At 49.4% G+C, this 18,446-nt stretch carries 18 protein-coding genes and 1 other annotated feature; of the genes, 5 read left to right on the top strand and 13 right to left on the bottom strand.

Annotation, left to right across the window (positions count from 1 at the left end):
- Window positions 1-2: 2 nt before the first annotated feature.
- Window positions 3-944, bottom strand: coding sequence for a bifunctional riboflavin kinase/FAD synthetase (ribF, locus tag EFER_RS00345; protein WP_000767329.1), 942 nt, complete (start codon window positions 942-944; stop codon window positions 3-5).
- 7 nt (window positions 945-951) lie between these two features.
- Window positions 952-1,170: a DUF2575 family protein gene (locus EFER_RS00340; protein ID WP_012599853.1), complete on the bottom strand. Its 219-nt coding sequence runs from the start codon at window positions 1,168-1,170 to the stop codon at window positions 952-954.
- A gap of 102 nt (window positions 1,171-1,272) precedes the next feature.
- On the opposite strand from EFER_RS00340, the gene rpsT reads away from it, so the two are divergent.
- Window positions 1,273-1,536, top strand: a complete 264-nt coding sequence (gene rpsT, locus EFER_RS00335; protein ID WP_001274021.1) for a 30S ribosomal protein S20 — start codon at window positions 1,273-1,275, stop codon at window positions 1,534-1,536.
- Window positions 1,537-1,631: 95 nt separating this feature from the next.
- Here the strand turns inward: rpsT and nhaR are convergent, their stop codons facing one another.
- Complete coding sequence (gene nhaR, locus EFER_RS00330; protein WP_000019049.1) at window positions 1,632-2,531, bottom strand: transcriptional activator NhaR; 900 nt, start codon at window positions 2,529-2,531, stop codon at window positions 1,632-1,634.
- A gap of 67 nt (window positions 2,532-2,598) precedes the next feature.
- On the bottom strand, window positions 2,599-3,765 hold the full coding sequence (gene nhaA / locus EFER_RS00325) for a Na+/H+ antiporter NhaA (protein ID WP_000681374.1): 1,167 nt from the start codon (window positions 3,763-3,765) through the stop codon (window positions 2,599-2,601).
- 540 nt (window positions 3,766-4,305) lie between these two features.
- On the opposite strand from nhaA, the gene mokC reads away from it, so the two are divergent.
- The gene (gene mokC, locus EFER_RS00320; RefSeq protein WP_000809168.1) at window positions 4,306-4,458 is read left to right on the top strand and encodes a type I toxin-antitoxin system toxin MokC; all 153 of its coding nucleotides are present in this window, start codon (window positions 4,306-4,308) and stop codon (window positions 4,456-4,458) included.
- A 103-nt stretch (window positions 4,459-4,561) separates the two neighbouring features.
- On the opposite strand, the gene dnaJ is transcribed toward mokC, so the two are convergent.
- Together dnaJ and dnaK are read right to left on the bottom strand one after the other, a co-directional pair.
- Entirely contained in the window at window positions 4,562-5,692 is a 1,131-nt protein-coding gene (dnaJ, locus tag EFER_RS00315) for a molecular chaperone DnaJ (protein ID WP_001118464.1), read from the bottom strand.
- Between the two features lie 88 nt (window positions 5,693-5,780).
- Window positions 5,781-7,697, bottom strand: a complete 1,917-nt coding sequence (dnaK, locus tag EFER_RS00310) for a molecular chaperone DnaK (protein WP_000516135.1) — start codon at window positions 7,695-7,697, stop codon at window positions 5,781-5,783.
- A gap of 507 nt (window positions 7,698-8,204) precedes the next feature.
- On the opposite strand from dnaK, the gene satP reads away from it, so the two are divergent.
- A complete protein-coding gene (satP, locus tag EFER_RS00305; RefSeq protein WP_000528529.1) occupies window positions 8,205-8,771 on the top strand; it encodes an acetate uptake transporter in 567 nt (188 codons plus the stop codon).
- Between the two features lie 33 nt (window positions 8,772-8,804).
- Here satP and mog read toward each other — a convergent pair whose 3' ends face one another.
- A complete protein-coding gene (gene mog / locus EFER_RS00300) occupies window positions 8,805-9,392 on the bottom strand; it encodes a molybdopterin adenylyltransferase (RefSeq protein WP_002431696.1) in 588 nt (195 codons plus the stop codon).
- A 114-nt stretch (window positions 9,393-9,506) separates the two neighbouring features.
- Entirely contained in the window at window positions 9,507-10,460 is a 954-nt protein-coding gene (tal, locus tag EFER_RS00295) for a transaldolase (protein ID WP_000130195.1), read from the bottom strand.
- 276 nt (window positions 10,461-10,736) lie between these two features.
- Here tal and EFER_RS00290 point away from each other — a divergent pair, with 276 nt between their 5' ends.
- A complete protein-coding gene (locus EFER_RS00290; protein ID WP_001112547.1) occupies window positions 10,737-12,167 on the top strand; it encodes an alanine/glycine:cation symporter family protein in 1,431 nt (476 codons plus the stop codon).
- A gap of 69 nt (window positions 12,168-12,236) precedes the next feature.
- Window positions 12,237-13,010 (top strand): peroxide stress protein YaaA, encoded by a 774-nt coding sequence (gene yaaA / locus EFER_RS00285; RefSeq protein WP_000906157.1) that lies wholly within the window; start codon window positions 12,237-12,239, stop codon window positions 13,008-13,010.
- A gap of 36 nt (window positions 13,011-13,046) precedes the next feature.
- Here the strand turns inward: yaaA and EFER_RS00280 are convergent, their stop codons facing one another.
- From EFER_RS00280 to thrL, 5 genes are all read right to left on the bottom strand, one after another.
- Window positions 13,047-13,346: a DUF2502 domain-containing protein gene (locus EFER_RS00280; RefSeq protein WP_000771325.1), complete on the bottom strand. Its 300-nt coding sequence runs from the start codon at window positions 13,344-13,346 to the stop codon at window positions 13,047-13,049.
- Window positions 13,347-13,558: 212 nt separating this feature from the next.
- Window positions 13,559-14,845 carry a threonine synthase gene (thrC, locus tag EFER_RS00270; protein ID WP_000781090.1) on the bottom strand — a complete coding sequence of 429 codons (1,287 nt, stop codon included), beginning with the start codon at window positions 14,843-14,845 and terminating at the stop codon, window positions 13,559-13,561.
- A 3-nt stretch (window positions 14,846-14,848) separates the two neighbouring features.
- The gene (gene thrB / locus EFER_RS00265) at window positions 14,849-15,778 is read right to left on the bottom strand and encodes a homoserine kinase (protein ID WP_000252740.1); all 930 of its coding nucleotides are present in this window, start codon (window positions 15,776-15,778) and stop codon (window positions 14,849-14,851) included.
- Window position 15,779: 1 nt separating this feature from the next.
- Window positions 15,780-18,242 carry a bifunctional aspartate kinase/homoserine dehydrogenase I gene (gene thrA / locus EFER_RS00260; RefSeq protein WP_001264663.1) on the bottom strand — a complete coding sequence of 821 codons (2,463 nt, stop codon included), beginning with the start codon at window positions 18,240-18,242 and terminating at the stop codon, window positions 15,780-15,782.
- Window positions 18,243-18,267: 25 nt separating this feature from the next.
- Window positions 18,268-18,388 (bottom strand) — a sequence feature (Thr leader region).
- A complete protein-coding gene (thrL, locus tag EFER_RS00255; protein WP_001386572.1) occupies window positions 18,324-18,389 on the bottom strand; it encodes a thr operon leader peptide in 66 nt (21 codons plus the stop codon). It overlaps the preceding feature by 65 nt.
- Window positions 18,390-18,446 lie beyond the last annotated feature (57 nt).

Below are 18,446 nucleotides of genomic sequence, written 5' to 3'. Positions count from 1 at the left end.
GCTTAAGCCGGTTTTGTTAGCCCAAAAAATTCGCGGGCGGTTAATTCATCACGCGCAATCTGCGCTTTCAGTTCGTCCAGCGACGCAAATCGCTGCTCATTGCGTATTTTTTTACGCAGCACTACTTGTATATGGCGACCATACAGGTCCATTGCAACATCTAACAAATGCACTTCCAGCTGCTGGCGAATACCGGCAACCGTTGGGCGTGTTCCGATGTTTGCCACGCCGGGTAACGGCTTTTCACCGAGGCCCAGCACTTCTACCGCATAAACCCCTTTCACCGGGGAAACCTGACGGCGCAGCGGTACATTCGCCGTCGGGAAACCTATAGTGCGCCCTAATTCATCACCGTGGACCACACGCCCGGAGATGGCAAACGGGTGCCCCAGTAAACTTTCTGCCAGAGCCAGATTGTCATCCGCAAGAGCCTGACGCACGGCGGTGCTGCTGATACGCACGCCACCTTCGCAAAAAGTTTGCGTACTGGTGATATCGAAGCCGTATTCCATGCCAGCTTTCTGTAATAACAAGAAATCGCCTTCACGACCAGCGCCAAAGCGGAAATCATCACCTACGGCAAGAAATTTTACCCGCAAATGCTTCACCAGAAGATCACTGATGAAATTTTGCGCGGTTAACGCCGCGAAACGCCTGTCGAAACGCACGCACAGCACGTAATCAACGCCGCACTCAGCAAGGTAACGCAGTTTTTCCCGCAGCCGGGTCAGCCGTGCCGGGGCTTTATCGGTAGCAAACAGTTCCAGTGGTTGAGGTTCAAAAAGCATCACCATCACCGGTAAGTTGCGCTTGCGCCCTTCTTCCTGCAAGCCCTGTAACAGCGCGCGATGACCGCGATGCACGCCATCGAAATTACCAATAGTCAGCACACACCCTTCTTGCGGGGCCTGGCTGAGATTATGTATGCCGCGTATCAGCTTCATGTCTGGCTCAAAACAGTGAAAATCGTCCGAGTATACCTTGTACAGCGGTCAAGGTTAACCGGCGATTGAGTACCGAAATCAGAAAGAAGTGGCTTTTCATTGCCATGGCGCAAATTACGGGAAGAAACAGACTGCCTGCTGCAATTTTTATCGCGGAAAAGCTGTATTCACACCCCGCAAGCTGGTAGAATCCTGCGCCATCACTACGTAACGAGTGCCGGCACATTAACGGCGCTTATTTGCACAAATCCATTGACAAAAGAAGGCTAAAAGGGCATATTCCTCGGCCTTTGAATTGTCCATATAGAACACATTTGGGAGTTGGACCTTGGCTAATATCAAATCAGCTAAGAAGCGCGCCATTCAGTCTGAAAAGGCTCGTAAGCACAACGCAAGCCGTCGCTCTATGATGCGTACTTTCATCAAGAAAGTATACGCAGCTATCGAAGCTGGCGACAAAGCTGCTGCACAGAAAGCATTTAACGAAATGCAACCGATCGTGGACCGTCAGGCTGCTAAAGGTCTGATCCACAAAAACAAAGCTGCACGTCATAAGGCTAACCTGACTGCACAGATCAACAAACTGGCTTAATCGCCTGTTGTTGTCAGCTTTGTAAAAAAACCCGCTCTGGCGGGTTTTTTTATGTCCACCTGCAGGCCAAAATTCGGCCTGCAAAGTATAAATGTTTATTTTGAAGCTGGAGTAAACAGCGCTGAGTAGTCTGTATTGCAAATACGCTGTACTGCAGGGTGCTGAATCATCCTTTCGGCGAAAATAGCGTGGTACTCTTCCATCACGTTCTCAACGCGGCCTATCTCCACAACCGAGTCATCGTTATAGAAATCATTAGCGTAAAGCGAAGGTGCAACGAAAATAGCGTTATGCGCCGCCCCAAAGGCTTTCATCAACGCAGCATCATCAAACTCACCCAAAATTTCGACGTTCAAGCCCTGGGAGTTAAACCAGTTTAATAGCTTACGCCCCAACATTGAGCGACGCCCCGGAATAAGTAAACGGCGCTCTTCAAGACAGGCAGGAAACGGTTTTTCTGGCAGTGGATTAGTACACCAGAAACTGATACCACACTCGCCTATCTTCATGGAAAACAGACCTTCCTGCTGAGTGGAATCGATCGGACAGTCAGAGATGATCATATCCAGTTTATGCTGACTCAACTGCTCCAATAGCATCTCATGCGTCGATTCAAAACAGCGCAGATGGATCTGCTCTTCCTCCACCACTGCTGCATTCAGCACACTGCTGACCAGGCGCTTCGACAACGCATCGGCAACACCGACGTCAAACAGTAAGTTAGACTCTTTGCGATAGTTCACAATATCCAACATTTCCTGGCTTAATGTGAACATTTTGTCAGCATAACGGAAAACTAACTCTCCCAACTCGCTGGGCTCAAGGCCGCGCCCTTTACGTTTGAACAGTTTTCCCTGCAAGCGTTCTTCCAGCGCCTTAATCTGACCGGTAATGGTTTGTGGCGTTAAGTAAAGTGCCTCAGCCGCACCAACCACCGAACCTTCTTTATACACATGCCAGAAATAATAAAGATGGTTGTAATTCATATGAGACATTCTTTTTTCTCTCCCTGATATGTACCACAAAGGGAGCCGATCATGGCTCCCTGCTCTCTTGTACCGATCATGTCGTCGCGTTTAAACGAAGACGTAACCAGCTATAACCAATTAGCGCCGAAAGTAGTGAACCGATTAATATTCCCAGTTTCGCCCAGTTAATCAATTCTGGATCAACACTGCCGAAAGCCAGGCTGGCAATAAAGATCGACATGGTGAAGCCAATGCCACACAAAATGCCCACCGCCATAATTTGCGAAAAATGTGTCCCTTCTGGCAAATGCGCCAGTTTAAGACGCAAGGAAAGCCAGCAAAACAAGCTGATCCCCAAAGGTTTACCGATTAACAACCCGGCGATGATCCCCAGAGGCAATACCGAAGTCAGCCCATTAACAGTGACGCCTTGTAACGAAACACCGGCGTTGGCAAAAGCAAACAATGGCAGAATCAAATAAGCAACCCATGGATGAAGAACATGCTCCAGACGTTTTGCGGGAGACCGTCCATGCTTCTCTTTCAAGGGGATAAAGAAACCGACAATAACGCCTGCTAACGTCGCATGTACGCCTGATTTCAGAACGGCAGTCCACAAGACCACGCCAACCAGTATGTAAACACCTGTACGACGAACCCCACAAAGATTAAGCGCCGCCAATACCGCAATGGCGCAAGCCGCAACACCCAGTGACGCCATCGACAGGTCATTGGTGTAAAACAGTGCGATGATAATGATAGCGCCCAGATCATCGATAATTGCCAACGCCATCAAAAAGATTTTCAACGCCAGCGGTACACGGCTACCCAGCAAAGCAAGTACACCAAGAGCAAATGCGATATCTGTAGCCGCAGGAATTGCCCAACCCTCACGAGTAATGGGATCTGAATAGTTAAATGCCAGATAAAGCAGTGCCGGGACAATCATCCCACCAATCGCCGCTATCACTGGAAATGCTGCCTGGCGCAAACTCGCCAGAGAACCTTGCAACAGTTCACGTTTGACTTCTAAGCCGACCAATAAGAAAAACACTGCCATAAGTGCATCGTTAATCCATAACAGCATGTTTTTATTGATCTCAAGGGCTCCCACCCGCAACTGTACTGGGGTCTCCAGAAAGTCGTGATACCATCCACTGGTTGCTCCGCTATTCGCCATTATCATTGCCAATACTGCGGCAATGATAAGTATGATGCCCCCCGAGGCATCGCTACTGAAAAATCGATGTAGATGTTTCACTTTTTCTTCTCTCTTCACCGTGAACACTTCGTTATTTCTATATTACACCGATCAACAAATCGCTAAAATTAGATTATTTATGGCTTTTAATTCGGATAATTCGAGTTTTATGAGCAATTTCACTCATAAGTCATTCACGTATTGTATGTATTGTACTGTCTGAAAAAGATTAATCTTAAGAATATTGGATAAAAATGATCATGCCTTGAAAACGCTTTGCATAATGGGGAATTTGCGGATATTCAGCCTGCTCACGAGAAAGTCCGACGAGATACAAATAATCTTTTGAAAAACAAAGAAATTAAAAATAATTCTTCATTTTTGCGTAGTGCTTTCAGGAAACAGAAAGGAGTAAGTAAGGGGAAATTAAAAGCGCTGTATAATAGCGGCGGGTGCTTGAGGCTATCTGTCTCAGGCATTAGCTGAACGGCAGATAGAGAAAAGCCCCGAGTGATATTTTACCATCAACCCGAGGCCCCCTATATGCTGAACACATGTAGAGTGCCTCTTACTGACCGTAAGGTCAAGGAGAAGAGAGCAATGAAGCAGCATAAGGCGATGATTGTCGCCCTGATCGTCATCTGTATCACCGCCGTAGTGGCGGCGCTGGTAACGAGAAAAGACCTCTGTGAGGTTCACATCCGAACTGGCCAGACGGAGGTTGCTGTTTTCACGGCTTACGAATCCGAGTAAGAGCAACGGCGGGGAGTGATCCCCGCCACTTTACAGGTGCTCGCATATCTTCAACGCACCCTGTTTTTTACCTGGCCTGCCCACGGGCAGGCTTTTGGGGAGGTTAGCGAGTCAGGTCGTCGAAAAACTTCTTCACACCATCAAAGAAGCTCTTTGAGCGCGGGCTGTTGTGCTCGCCGGTTGGGCCACCGAAGCTTTCTTGCAGCTCTTGCAGCAGCTGTTTCTGCTTCTCGTTCAGGCCTACCGGTGTTTCGACGACAACGCGGCACAGCAAATCACCCTGTGCGCCACCGCGGACAGACTTGACGCCTTTACCGCGCATACGGAACAGCTTACCGGTCTGGGTTTCGCCAGGCACTTTCAGTTTGACGCGACCATCAAGAGTCGGTACTTCGATTTCGCCACCCAGCGCCGCCATAGCGAAGTTGATCGGGACTTCGCAATACAGGTTGTTGCCTTCACGCTCGAAAATCGGGTGCTGTTTAACCTGAACCTGAACGTACAGATCGCCTGCCGGTGCGCCATGCTCGCCCGCTTCACCTTCGCCCGCAAGACGGATGCGGTCTCCAGTGTCCACTCCTGCCGGGATTTTAACGGACAGCGTTTTGCTGCGCTCAACACGACCATGACCATGACATTTGTTGCACGGATCTTTGATCAGCGTACCGCGGCCCTGACAGTGTGGACAGGTCTGCTGCACAGCAAAGAAGCCCTGGCGCATCTGCACCTGACCAGAACCATGACAGGTCGGACAGGTTTGCGGCTGTGTACCTGGTTTTGCACCGCTACCGTGGCAAACGTCACACTCTTCCAGAGTCGGAATGCGGATCTCTTTGGTCACGCCACGTACAGCTTCTTCGAGGGTGAGCTCCATGTTATAGCGTAAATCAGCACCGCGCGCCGCACGTTGACGACCACGCCCGCCGCCAAAAATATCGCCGAAAACGTCACCAAAAATATCGCTGAAGTCCGCGCCGCCGCCAAAACCGCCGCCGCCCATGCCGCCTTGCTCAAACGCAGCATGACCATACTGATCGTATGCCGCACGTTTTTGCGAGTCGGTCAGAACCTCATAAGCTTCCTTGATCTCTTTAAATTTCGCCTCGGCCTCTTTGTCACCCTGGTTACGGTCCGGGTGGTATTTCATGGCCAGGCGTTTGTAGGCCTTTTTGATTTCACGCTCTTCCGCTGTTTTGGAAACGCCTAAAATCTCGTAATAATCTTGCTTAGCCATCTTTTTTGATTTGCCCCTAGATGAATGCACGGGCGGAGAGGAAATTCCTCTTCGCCCGTGTCAGTATAATTACCCGTTTATAGGGCGATTATTTTTTGTCTTTGACTTCTTCAAATTCAGCGTCGACAACATCGTCATCTTTCGCGTTGTTTGCAGAAGCATCAGCACCGGCAGTCTGCTGCTGGGCATGTTGCTGCTGGGCGATTTCCATCAGTTTCTGGGAAACCTGTGCCAGTTCCTGCATTTTCGCTTCGATAGCGGCTTTGTCTTCACCTTTCAGAGCAGTTTCCAGTGCAGTCAGCGCAGACTCGATAGCAGTTTTGTCGTCAGCCGGCAGTTTGTCGCCTGCTTCTTCAACCTGCTTACGGGTGCTGTGCAGCAGATGGTCGCCCTGGTTGCGGGTCTGTACCAGCTCTTCAAACTTACGGTCAGCTTCGGCGTTCGCTTCTGCGTCGCGTACCATTTTCTGGATTTCATCTTCGTTCAGACCAGAAGAAGCCTTGATGGTGATCTTCTGCTCTTTACCGCTGTTTTTGTCTTTCGCGGAAACGTGCAGGATACCGTCAGCATCGATATCGAAGGTAACTTCGATCTGCGGCATACCGCGCGGTGCTGGGTTGATACCATCCAGGTTGAACTGACCCAGAGATTTGTTATCAGCCGCACGTTTACGTTCACCCTGCAGCACATGGATGGTTACCGCAGACTGGTTGTCTTCAGCGGTAGAGAACACCTGGCTGTGCTTGGTCGGGATAGTGGTGTTTTTCGCGATCAGCGTCGTCATCACACCGCCCATGGTTTCGATACCCAGAGACAGCGGGGTAACGTCCAGCAGCAGTACGTCTTTTACGTCACCAGTCAGAACACCACCCTGAACAGCAGCACCGATAGCTACAGCTTCGTCCGGGTTAACGTCTTTACGCGGCTCTTTACCAAAGAATTCAGCAACTTTCTTCTGAACCATTGGCATACGAGTCTGACCACCAACGAGGATAACGTCGTCGATATCAGATACGGACAGGCCAGCGTCCTGCAGTGCAACTTTCAGCGGCTCAATGGAACGGTTTACCAGGTCTTCAACCAGGCTTTCCAGTTTCGCACGAGTCACTTTGATGTTCATGTGTTTCGGACCGGTCGCGTCTGCAGTGATATACGGCAGGTTAACGTCGGTCTGCTGAGCGGAAGAAAGTTCGATTTTCGCTTTTTCTGCCGCTTCTTTCAGGCGCTGCATTGCCAGCGGATCGTTGCGCAGGTCAATGCCCTGATCTTTCTTGAATTCTTCAACCAGGTAGTTGATCAGACGGCTGTCGAAGTCTTCACCACCCAGGTGGGTATCACCGTTGGTTGCCAGAACTTCAAAGGTTTTTTCGCCGTCAACTTCGTCGATTTCGATAATAGAAATATCGAAAGTACCACCACCCAGGTCATAAACCGCGATAGTACGGTTGCCAGTACCTTTGTCCAGACCGTAAGCCAGCGCAGCTGCGGTCGGTTCGTTGATGATACGTTTTACTTCCAGACCAGCGATACGGCCTGCGTCTTTGGTTGCCTGACGCTGAGCATCGTTAAAGTATGCCGGTACGGTAATAACAGCTTCAGTTACCGGTTCGCCCAGGTAATCTTCAGCGGTTTTCTTCATTTTTTTCAGCACTTCAGCAGAAATCTGCGGCGGTGCCATTTTCTGGCCTTTAACTTCGACCCAAGCGTCGCCGTTATCAGCAGCAATAATTTTGAACGGCATGATGGAAACATCACGCTGTACTTCTTCGTCCTGGAAGCGGCGGCCAATCAGGCGTTTAATCGCAAACAGGGTGTTTTGCGGGTTTGTCACTGCCTGACGTTTAGCCGGCTGACCAACCAGAGTTTCACCATCCTGGGTATAGGCAATGATAGAAGGCGTGGTGCGATCGCCTTCGGCGTTCTCCAGCACACGCGGAGTGGTGCCATCCATAATCGCTACACAAGAGTTGGTAGTACCCAGGTCGATACCAATAATTTTACCCATCTAAACGTCTCCACTTTATATTCGGTCATCATGTGGTATGAGTCTGTAATAGGGGCGAAACTGACAGTTTCAACTTACCCAATTCGTTTTTTTGCAGACTCACTCATGCGGTTGACTACTAGATGGGGTCGTAACCCACGTCATCAAGGGGGAGAACAAAAAAATTTTTGTTTATTTGCTTATAAAAATGACGTCAGCCAGCAGAATGCATTTTGCACAGTAATCGATTAAGCTAATCTCATCAAAAAAAGTTAATAAAATTAAAATATTAGTGAAATGCAGTTATTAATACCCGCAACCATGAGCTTTCCACGGCGTTGTGGCAGGTATGTTTGACCACCTGCTAATCGCGCCGATCTCCGCCAACCTGTAGCAAAAATTATGCAATTTCCTTCATAAGATCATAGACAGTGCCCTTTTGCCTGATTATTATGCCGCGCCCTGAAATCATTACAGTTATTCAGGGAAATTATTTCACCATTCAATCAATGATGATTCTGAGGAATTATGGGCAACACTAAGTTGGCTAACCCGGCACCGCTGGGCCTGATGGGCTTCGGCATGACCACCATTCTGCTTAACCTGCATAACGTGGGTTTCTTTGCTCTCGACGGTATCATTATCGCCATGGGCATTTTTTACGGCGGTATCGCGCAAATTTTTGCTGGCTTGATGGAGTACAAAAAGGGCAACACCTTTGGCGTAACCGCTTTTACTTCTTATGGTTCTTTCTGGCTGACACTGGTTGCTATTCTGCTGATGCCGAAAATGGGTCTGACAGATGCACCGAACACTCAGTTCCTTGGCGTATATCTGGGGCTCTGGGGTGTGTTTACGCTGTTTATGTTCTTTGGCACGCTGAAAGGCGCACGCGTTTTGCAGTTTGTATTCCTGAGCCTGACTGTACTGTTTGCATTGTTGGCTGTAGGTAACATTGCTGGCAATGAAGCTATTATCCATTTTGCAGGCTGGATTGGCCTGATCTGCGGTGCCAGTGCAATCTATCTGGCAATGGGTGAAGTGCTGAATGAGCAGTTTGGCCGTACCGTTCTGCCGATTGGTGAGTCTCACTAATTGTTAGAATTCCCCCCGCACCGGGGGGATTTTTTATTCTTTAACTTCTCTTCTTGCACTCTTTGGTCTGAATGCCGCAACTACTTCCGCTGCTGTTTCAATGTATGGCCCTTCGAGTAATTGTATGCAGTAAGGCACGCTGGCAAATATCCCCGGTACAAGAACTTTACCGTCAGCATCTTTTACCCCTTCCAGTGTCTCCTGAATAGATTTCGGCTGGCCAGGCAAATTAAGAATCAACGCCTGTTTACGAATGACTCCCACCTGGCGTGAAAGGATCGCTGTCGGCACAAAATGCAAACTAATCTGGCGCATTTGCTCACCAAACCCTGGCATCTCGCGGTCAGCTACTGCCAGCGTTGCATCTGGTGTAACATCACGTCGTGCCGGACCAGTGCCGCCCGTTGTCAGAACCAGATGGCAACTCATTTCATCGACTAGTTCACATAGCGTTTGTTCAATAATAGCCTGCTCATCAGGGATTAAGCGGGTCTCCACTTCAAAAGGAGTGGTTAGTGCTGTTGCCAGCCATGCTTCCAGGGCCGGGATGCCTTTATCCTGGTAGACACCACTGGAGGCGCGATCAGAGATAGACACAAGTCCAATGCGTAAAGTATTCATCAAGATTATTCCGTTTAGACAGTCTCGTTAAACAGAATGATACACTGCGAAGGGAATGACAGACAGGTTTGAGAAGAGGTAGCGTGACCGAATTTACGGTCACGCTAAGTATGATTACAGCAGTTCGCCGATCATTTTTTCCAGTTTTTCCTGGTCAACAGCAAACTTACGAATGCCATCCGCCAGTTTATCTACTGCCATCGGATCCTGGTTGTGTTGCCACAGGAACTCAGATTCAGTGATGCGCTCCGGACGCGCTTTCACTTCGCCAGAGAAGGACAGTTTACGCTCTACCGCACCTTCACTTTCTGCCAGCTCTTTCAACAGTGCTGGGGCAATAGTCAGGCGGTCACAACCAGCCAACTCCAGGATTTCGCCCATGTTACGGAAGCTTGCCCCCATAACGACAGTTTCGTAACCGTGCTCTTTGTAATACTGGTAGATTTCTGAAACAGAAACCACACCCGGATCTTCCGCCGGTGCGTACTCTTTCTTATCGGTATTGGCTTTGTACCAGTCCAGAATACGACCAACAAACGGAGAGATCAGATAAACACCCGCTTCTGCACATGCACGCGCCTGCGCGAAGGAGAACAGCAGAGTCAGGTTACAGTTGATACCTTCTTTTTCCAGTTGCTCAGCGGCGCGGATACCCTGCCAGGTAGATGCCAGCTTGATCAGAATACGATCATTGCTGATGCCTGCATCGTTATAGAGCTTGATCAGGCGTTTAGCTTTGGCAATAGAGGCTTCGGTGTCATAAGAAAGACGCGCATCAACTTCTGTAGAGATGCGTCCTGGTACCAGTTTAAGGATCTCAAGCCCAATGTTTACCGCCAGTTTGTCGGTAGCATCAACGATTTGCTGAGCACGATCACTGCTCTGCTGCTTAGCCCATGCAACAGCATCATCAATCAACTTGCGGTATTCAGGGATCTGAGCTGCGTTGAGAATGAGAGAAGGGTTGGTTGTGGCATCCTGCGGCTGATACAGCTTCATTGCCGCGATATCTCCGGTGTCGGCCACTACAGTTGTGTACTGACGAAGGGAGGTCAATTTGTCCGTCATGATAGTATTTCTCTTTAAACAGCTTGTTAGGGGGATGTAACCGGTCTGCCCCCGATGATATCACGACATCGTGACATCGCAACCGCAGACAATGCGCTGCACACTCCACGAAAGACATCAACTTTTCTGACTCGACGTTGATATCACCCGCCTTTATGAATGACGACCTCATGTATGATAGCGCCGATTAAGTCATGCCTCAGGGTATATACTGTTAATCAGTTGATAACGTTAACACAGGATAGTTCTGGCGTACCGGCAGTAAGAGGGATGTTAATGCCTGATTTTTTCTCATTTATTAATAGTATTCTCTGGGGTTCGGTCATGATCTACCTGCTCTTTGGGGCAGGTTGCTGGTTTACATGGCGTACCGGATTCGTTCAGTTTCGTTATATCCGCCAGTTTGGCAAAAGTCTGAAAAATAGTCTTCATCCGCAATCCGGGGGCTTAACCGCTTTTCAGGCACTCTGTACCAGCCTCGCTGCGCGCATAGGGAGTGGTAACCTTGCTGGCGTAGCGCTGGCGATCACCACTGGCGGCCCCGGCGCAATCTTTTGGATGTGGGTCGTTGCCTTCCTGGGAATGGCGACATCTTTTGCCGAGTGTTCTCTCGCACAACTCTATAAAGAGCGTGACCGTAACGGGCAATTTCGTGGTGGCCCGGCATGGTATATGGCACGAGGCCTCGGGATGCGTTGGATGGGCGTGTTGTTTGCCGTCTTTCTGTTGATTGCTTATGGGCTAATCATTAACGGTGTGCAGGCTAATTCGGTTTCCCGGGCGTTGCATTTTGCATTTGATTTCCCGCCTCTGATCAGCGGCGTGGCACTTGCAGTACTGATGCTGTTGGCTGTGTTGCGAGGGATACAAGGCGTAGCCCGTCTGATGCAATGGTTTATACCCGTCGTGGCGTTGATCTGGATACTTGCCAGCGTGGTGATTTGCCTCATGAATATTGAGCAGATTCCAGCGATCCTGTTAACGATTATTAAATGTGCATTCGGCTGGCAGGAAGCTGCCGGAGGCGTTGCGGGTTATACCCTAAGTCAGGCAATTACCAGTGGTTTCCAGCGTGGTATGTTTTCTAACGAAGCGGGTATGGGTTCTACACCAAATGCTGCCGCCGCAGCTGCATCGTGGCCCCCCCACCCTGCTGCTCAGGGTATCGTGCAAATGATCGGCATTTTTATCGATACCCTGGTAGTGTGTAGCGCAACAGCAATGCTGGTTTTGCTGGCAGGTCACGGTACGCCATTTGCGCCAATAGAAGGTATTCATCTTGTGCAGAAAGCTATGACTGTACTGGTAGGTGAATGGGGCGCCAGTTTTGTAGCGATTATCGTGATCCTGTTTGCCTTCAGCTCTATTGTCGCGAATTATATTTATGCAGAAAACAATCTCTATTTCTTGCATCTGGATAATCCAACTGCGATATGGGGGCTGCGTATAGCAACCTGCTGCACAGTGATTTTAGGCACAGTGATGAGCTTTCCCTTAATGTGGCAGCTGACCGATATCATTATGGCCTGTATGGCGATCACTAACCTGACAGCAATTCTGCTGCTTTCCCCCGTGGTGCACACTATTGCCAGTGATTATCTGCGACAGCGCAAACTTGGTGTGCGTCCAACGTTCGATCCAATGCGCTACCCGGATATTGAACAGCAGCTCTCCCCGGACGCCTGGGATGAAGTACCACGAGAGTAATTGCAACTATCGATCAATTGATCCTGTTTTTTTGCTAAAGTCGCCTTAAATTTCCTGCAAGGACTGGATATGTTGATTCTTATTTCACCTGCAAAAACTCTCGATTATCAAAGCCCATTGGCTACCACGCGCTTCACGCTGCCGGAGCTGTTAGATCACTCCCAGCAACTCATTCATGAAGCCCGTAAACTTTCTGCTCCACAAATTAAAAAGCTGATGAATATCAGCGACAAGCTTGCTGATCTCAATGCCACTCGTTTTCATGACTGGCAGCCAAATTTCACACTGGAAAATGCCCGTCAGGCTATTCTGGCATTTAAAGGCGACGTCTATACCGGTTTGCAAGCCGAGACGTTCAGTGAAGAAGATTTCGATTTTGCCCAACAGCATTTACGCATGCTTTCTGGTCTATACGGCGTATTGCGCCCACTGGATTTAATGCAACCTTATCGCCTGGAAATGGGGATCCGCCTTGAAAATGCAAAAGGTAAAGATCTCTATCAATTTTGGGGCGATGTGATTACCCATAAATTGAACGAAGTTATTGACGCGCAAGGCATACGTTTTGTTATTAATTTGGCGTCAGATGAATACTTCAAATCCGTGAAGCCAAAAAAACTCAATGCCGAACTGATTAAACCGGTCTTCCTCGACGAGAAAAACGGTAAATTTAAAGTGATCAGTTTTTACGCTAAGAAAGCGCGTGGCCTGATGAGTCGTTTTATTATTGATAATCGCCTGACGAAGCCAGAACAGTTAAAGGACTTTAATCGCGAAGGTTATTTCTTTGATGAAGAAGCGTCTGCAAATGGCGAGTTGGTGTTTAAACGTCACGAACAATAAGAATAACGCTACGCAAGTAGCGCTATTCCAGGTGAATTAACGATGACCTCTGCCTGGCCCGTGGTCGCCGCGATGATCATTATGATGCTTATTAGGTTTGTGATGACGTGGCGGCGGCGGTGCATGTCGATGCCAACGATTTCCCCGCCATTCATAGTGTTTATTCCACCAGCCGTGGTCACGCCAGTAACCACCATCCCAGTAATAACCGCGATTATCTCGATCACCAATCTGTAATTTTACTGCCGGAACAAGGGTAATTTCTGCCGCCTGAACAGCCATGGGAGCTACCAGCATCATGGAGAGTGCAAGAAGCACTGGCTTCAAAAGTTTCATAGGTTACTCCTGTTATTACTGCCCGTTATGGGTCGATAACAGGAGAGTACACCAGCGGAACGAGGGTTGTTATTATCCGCAATCCCAATCTGTAAGTTACCGCATTTATTGAGAATTCCTCCTTTTTACCTGTCGATTTCCTCCATATTTTCTGCACATTTGATGTAAAAATGCCGGAATAGACACGGTCAGGTCTATTCCGGCGAAGAACGTTAAACGCGTTCCATCATCAGCTTACGCAGCGCGGCAAAATCGGCTGGCAGATTATGCGAAAGCAATGGCAAGTCAGCGCGTTCCGCCAGTTCTTTTGGTAGATCCAACGTTGTACCAAGAATCTCTTCAACGCTTTCTTTAAATTTCGCCGGATGCGCAGTTCCCAGGAACAAGCCATACTCTCCTGGATTTAACTGGTCACGCAGCGCACGGTAAGCCACAGCGGCATGTGGTTCAGAGGTATAACCCAGAACCTGGAGCTCGCGCATAGTCTGTCGGGTAGTTTCATCATCTACCGCCGCATAACCCAGCTCTTTCAGTTGCCAGATTTTACGCCGGAACAGTTCTTCTACGCGCGGCCAGTTGTTCGGCTGGCTAACATCCATCGCGTTAGATAACGTCGCCTGGGTAGCATTTGGCAACCATTTACCCTCTTTCAGGAAACGTGGCACCGTATCGTTTACGTTGGTCGCGGCGATAAAACGTTTTACTGGCAAACCGAGTGATTTCGCCAACAGACCAGCAGTCAAATCACCAAAATTGCCACTGGGTACAGAGATCACCAGCTGATTGCGCGCCTCTTGAGGTAACTGGGCGACAGCTTCGAAGTAATAGCAGATTTGCGCCAGCAAGCGGCTGATGTTAATAGAATTTGCTGAATTTAGCCCCAGCGCGACTTTCAGCTCTTCGTCATCAAACGCCTGCTTCACTAGTGCCTGACAGGCATCGAAATCGCCGTCAATGGCGACAGTTTCAATATTGCCCCCCAACGTACAGAACAATTTTTCTTGTAGTGGGCTGATTTTGCCGCGCGGGTAAAGGATGACAACTTTCACATTTGGCAAACCATAGAACGCATGGGCCACTGCAGCCCCAGTATCGCCAGAAGTCGCAGTCAGGATGGTGACTGGTTTGTCGCCTGCGATATGCGTCAACATTTGCGCCATAAAGCGCCCACCGAAATCTTTAAACGCCAGTGTCGGCCCATGGAAGAGTTCCAGACAACCAACATCTTTTTCCACCTTACTCACCGGTGCCGGGAACGCAAATGCCGCTCGTACACGTTCTTCAAGGATTTCATTGGGAATTTCATCACCAATGAAAGCGGAAAGAATCTTTGCGCTACGTGGCACAAAATCCTGTTCCAGCATTTCGTCGATTTGCGTCAGGCTAAATTCTGGCAGCTCGTGCGGAAAAAATAACCCCTGGTTTTTGCCCAGCCCTTGTGTAACAGCTTGCGCAAAACTGACCTGTTCGTTGTGATCTTTCAGATTATAAAGTTTCATCGATTATTCCAGTACCCGTGCGCCCGCCGTATCCAGCCGGCAAATATGAACAAAGCCTTCCTGATTTTGCAGATAATTTTTTGCCAGCCACTCCGCAACACGCTGCGCAGTATCCGGTTTATCACACAACGCGAATAACGTTGGGCCAGAACCGGAGATACCGCTCGCCACTGCGCCAATTTCCGCCACCGCCTGACGGGCCTGACTAAAGCCAGGCAGCAAGCGTTCGCGATACGGCTCAGCGATGACATCTTTCATTAATTTCGCAGCCAAAAGTGGCTGACGTGAATAACAGGCATGGATAAAGCCCGCCAGATGCCGCCCGTGGGCAATACAATCCTGACGGCGATACTGTGCCGGAAGTATCGCCCGCGCTTCGGCCGTTGACACTTTGATTCCCGGATAAGCCAACACCCACAACCACTCGTCGAAACCTGGAACTTGTTGGCTGATGATGCCATTTTCTTCGATCATCAGTTGCATCCCACCGAGAAAACATGGCGCGACATTATCGTAATGAATACTGCCGGAAATACGACCTTCCAGCTCCCCCATGATCGCCAGCAGGCGTGTATCATTAAGCGGTTTGCCGCAATATTCGTTCATCGCGACCAGCGCCGCGACCACGGAACAAGCACTTGAACCTAAGCCCGAACCGATCGGCATATTTTTTTCCAGGGTCATTGCCACTGGAATTTGTTTACCCAGTTCCTGGCAAAAACGTTCCCAGCACTGATAAACGATGTTTTCACGTGGCTTTGATGGAAGCTTGCTGGCGAAACGCCCCAGATTCTGCAAACTGAAACTGTCCGCAGCTTCAACGCCGACGACATCTCCTAACAATGAACCATCGATTGGCGTAACAGCCGCTCCCAGCACGTCGAATCCCACGCTCATATTAGCACTGGAAGCTGGGGCATAAACTCTAACCATTTCAGACTCCTAACTTCCATGAAAGGGTACGCAGCAGGTCCGCGAAAACTCCGGCGGCTGTAACATCGTTACCTGCACCGTAACCGCGCAATACCAACGGCAGTGGTTGGTAATAATGGGTATAGAAAGCCAGCGCATTCTCGCCATTCTTCACTTTAAACAGCGGATCGTTGCCATCAACATCGGCAATTTTCACCCGACATACGCCGTCTTCTTCGATATTGCCAACATAACGTAATACTTTGCCCTCATCACGGGCTTTTGCCACCCGAGCAGCAAAGGCGTCATCGAGTTGTGACAGATTCGCCATAAATGCAGGAACATCGCCTTCAGCATCGAAACCTTGTGGCAGTACGGGCTCAATCACGATATCTGACAGTTCCAGTTCACGTCCGGTTTCACGAGCGAGGATCAACAATTTACGCGCAACATCCATACCCGAAAGATCGTCTCGTGGATCTGGCTCGGTATAGCCCATTTCCCGTGCCAGTGTAGTCGCCTCAGAGAAACTCATTCCTTCATCCAGCTTACCGAATATGAAAGAGAGTGAGCCGGAAAGAATGCCAGAAAAATGCAGTAACTCATCCCCTGCATTCAGCAGGTTTTGTAAGTTTTCTATAACGGGTAAGCCTGCCCCTACGTTGGTGTCGTAGAGGAATTTACGTCGGGATTTTGCTGCGGCATAACGCAGTTGATGGTAGTAGTCCATCGACGAAGTGTTGGCCTTTTTGTTTGGCGTCACCACATGGAAACCTTCGCGCAGGAAGTCAGCATACTGATCCGCAACCGCCTGGCTGGAGGTACAGTCAACAATTACCGGATTAAGCAGATGATATTCTTTCACCAGGCGAATTAAGCGCCCTAAATTAAACGGCTCTTTCGCCTGGGCCAGTTCCGCCTGCCAGTTCTCAAGATTTAGGCCATGAACGTTAGTCAACAGCGCTTTGGAGTTGGCAACACCACAAACGCGTAAATCGATATGTTTACTCTTAAGCCAGGATTGTTGACGTTTTAATTGCTCAAGCAATGCGCCACCAACGCCACCCACACCAATGACGAACACTTCAATCACTTGATCAGTATTGAACAGCATCTGATGCGTAACACGCACACCAGTAGTGACATCATCGTTATTGACTACCACTGAAATGGAGCGCTCAGAAGATCCCTGAGCAATCGCAACAATATTGATATTGGCGCGCGCCAGAGCAGCAAAGAATTTTGCCGAGATGCCACGCAATGTGCGCATACCATCGCCTACCACGGAGATGACTGCCAGACGCTCAGTGACTGCCAGAGGTTCCAGCAAGCCCTCTTTCAGTTCAAGATAAAACTCATCCTGCAATGCCCGCTTAGCACGTGCACAGTCAGCCTGCGGTACACAGAAGCTAATGCTGTACTCAGAGGAGGATTGCGTAATCAGGACTACCGAAATTCCTGAGCGAGACATTGCCGCAAACACGCGAGCAGCCATGCCGACCATTCCCTTCATCCCCGGCCCGGAGACGCTGAACATCGCCATATTATTGAGATTTGAAATGCCCTTCACCGGCAGATCATCTTCGTCGCGGCTGGCGCCAATCAGCGTTCCTGGTGCTTGCGGGTTTCCGGTATTTTTTATCAGGCAGGGAATCTGGAACTGGGCGATGGGAGTGATGGTTCGAGGATGGAGGACTTTGGCGCCGAAATAGGAGAGTTCCATCGCCTCCTGGTACGACATCGACTTAAGTAATCGGGCATCCGGTACCTGACGTGGGTCGCAGGTATAGACACCATCGACATCAGTCCAGATCTCGCAACAATCGGCGCGTAAACACGCTGCCAGTACCGCTGCGGAATAATCGGAACCGTTGCGCCCGAGCACCACAAGTTCCCCTTTTTCATTACCGGCAGTAAAACCGGCCATCAGCACCATATGGTCAGAAGGAATACGTCCAGCGGCTATACGGCGGGTAGATTCAGCAATATCAACCGTCGATTCCAGGTAGTGACCGACGGCCAATAATTTCTCAACAGGATCAATAACGGTAACTTTATGCCCACGCGCCTCCAGCAGGCCTGCCATGATGGCAATGGACATCTTTTCGCCACGACAAATGATTGAAGCATTAACGCTGTCCGGGCATTGCCCCAACAGGCTGATACCATGCAGAACATGTTTAATCTGCGCGAATTCTTGCTCAACAAAAGCCTTCAGTTGTGCTTGCGGAAATCCCGGCTGCGCAGCTGCCAGCCCACTTAACAATTCAGAGAAGATCCGTTCTGCATCGCTAATATTGGTTAAGGCATCCAGACCGCCGATGGTCTTTTCGATCATCGCAACCAGGTGGTTGGTAATTTTTGCGGGAGCAGAAAGAACGGTCGCTACCTGCCCCTGCCTGGCATTGTTTTCCAGAATATCGGCAACACGCAGAAACCGTTCTGCATTTGCCACTGATGTACCGCCGAACTTCAACACTCGCATGGTTGTTACCTCGTTACCTTTGGTCGAAAAAAAAGCCCGCACTGTTCAGGTGCGGGCTTTTTTCTGTTTTTCCTGTACGCGTCAGCCCGCACCGTTACCTGTGGTAATGGTGATGGTGGTGGTAATGGTGGTGCTGATGCGTTTCATGGATGTTGTGTACTCTGTAATTTTTATCTGTCTGTGCTGTATGCCTATATTGGTTAA

The sequence above is a fragment of the Escherichia fergusonii ATCC 35469 genome (assembly GCF_000026225.1).
Lineage (GTDB): Bacteria > Pseudomonadota > Gammaproteobacteria > Enterobacterales > Enterobacteriaceae > Escherichia > Escherichia fergusonii.
The sequence above is the reverse complement of the archived record's forward strand: the minus strand, read 5'-3'. Positions and strand labels throughout refer to the sequence as shown.

What these genes read in the sequence shown, in the direction of transcription:
- ribF (WP_000767329.1), bottom strand. Translation starts at nt 944, where the DNA reads ATGAAGCTGATACGCGGCATACATAATCTCAGCCAGGCCCCGCAAGAA.
- EFER_RS00340 (WP_012599853.1), bottom strand. Translation starts at nt 1,170, where the DNA reads ATGTGCCGGCACTCGTTACGTAGTGATGGCGCAGGATTCTACCAGCTT.
- nhaR (WP_000019049.1), bottom strand. Translation starts at nt 2,531, where the DNA reads ATGTCTCATATGAATTACAACCATCTTTATTATTTCTGGCATGTGTAT.
- mokC (WP_000809168.1), top strand. Translation starts at nt 4,306, where the DNA reads ATGAAGCAGCATAAGGCGATGATTGTCGCCCTGATCGTCATCTGTATC.
- dnaJ (WP_001118464.1), bottom strand. Translation starts at nt 5,692, where the DNA reads ATGGCTAAGCAAGATTATTACGAGATTTTAGGCGTTTCCAAAACAGCG.
- dnaK (WP_000516135.1), bottom strand. Translation starts at nt 7,697, where the DNA reads ATGGGTAAAATTATTGGTATCGACCTGGGTACTACCAACTCTTGTGTA.
- satP (WP_000528529.1), top strand. Translation starts at nt 8,205, where the DNA reads ATGGGCAACACTAAGTTGGCTAACCCGGCACCGCTGGGCCTGATGGGC.
- mog (WP_002431696.1), bottom strand. Translation starts at nt 9,392, where the DNA reads ATGAATACTTTACGCATTGGACTTGTGTCTATCTCTGATCGCGCCTCC.
- tal (WP_000130195.1), bottom strand. Translation starts at nt 10,460, where the DNA reads ATGACGGACAAATTGACCTCCCTTCGTCAGTACACAACTGTAGTGGCC.
- EFER_RS00290 (WP_001112547.1), top strand. Translation starts at nt 10,737, where the DNA reads ATGCCTGATTTTTTCTCATTTATTAATAGTATTCTCTGGGGTTCGGTC.
- yaaA (WP_000906157.1), top strand. Translation starts at nt 12,237, where the DNA reads ATGTTGATTCTTATTTCACCTGCAAAAACTCTCGATTATCAAAGCCCA.
- EFER_RS00280 (WP_000771325.1), bottom strand. Translation starts at nt 13,346, where the DNA reads ATGAAACTTTTGAAGCCAGTGCTTCTTGCACTCTCCATGATGCTGGTA.
- thrC (WP_000781090.1), bottom strand. Translation starts at nt 14,845, where the DNA reads ATGAAACTTTATAATCTGAAAGATCACAACGAACAGGTCAGTTTTGCG.
- thrB (WP_000252740.1), bottom strand. Translation starts at nt 15,778, where the DNA reads ATGGTTAGAGTTTATGCCCCAGCTTCCAGTGCTAATATGAGCGTGGGA.
- thrA (WP_001264663.1), bottom strand. Translation starts at nt 18,242, where the DNA reads ATGCGAGTGTTGAAGTTCGGCGGTACATCAGTGGCAAATGCAGAACGG.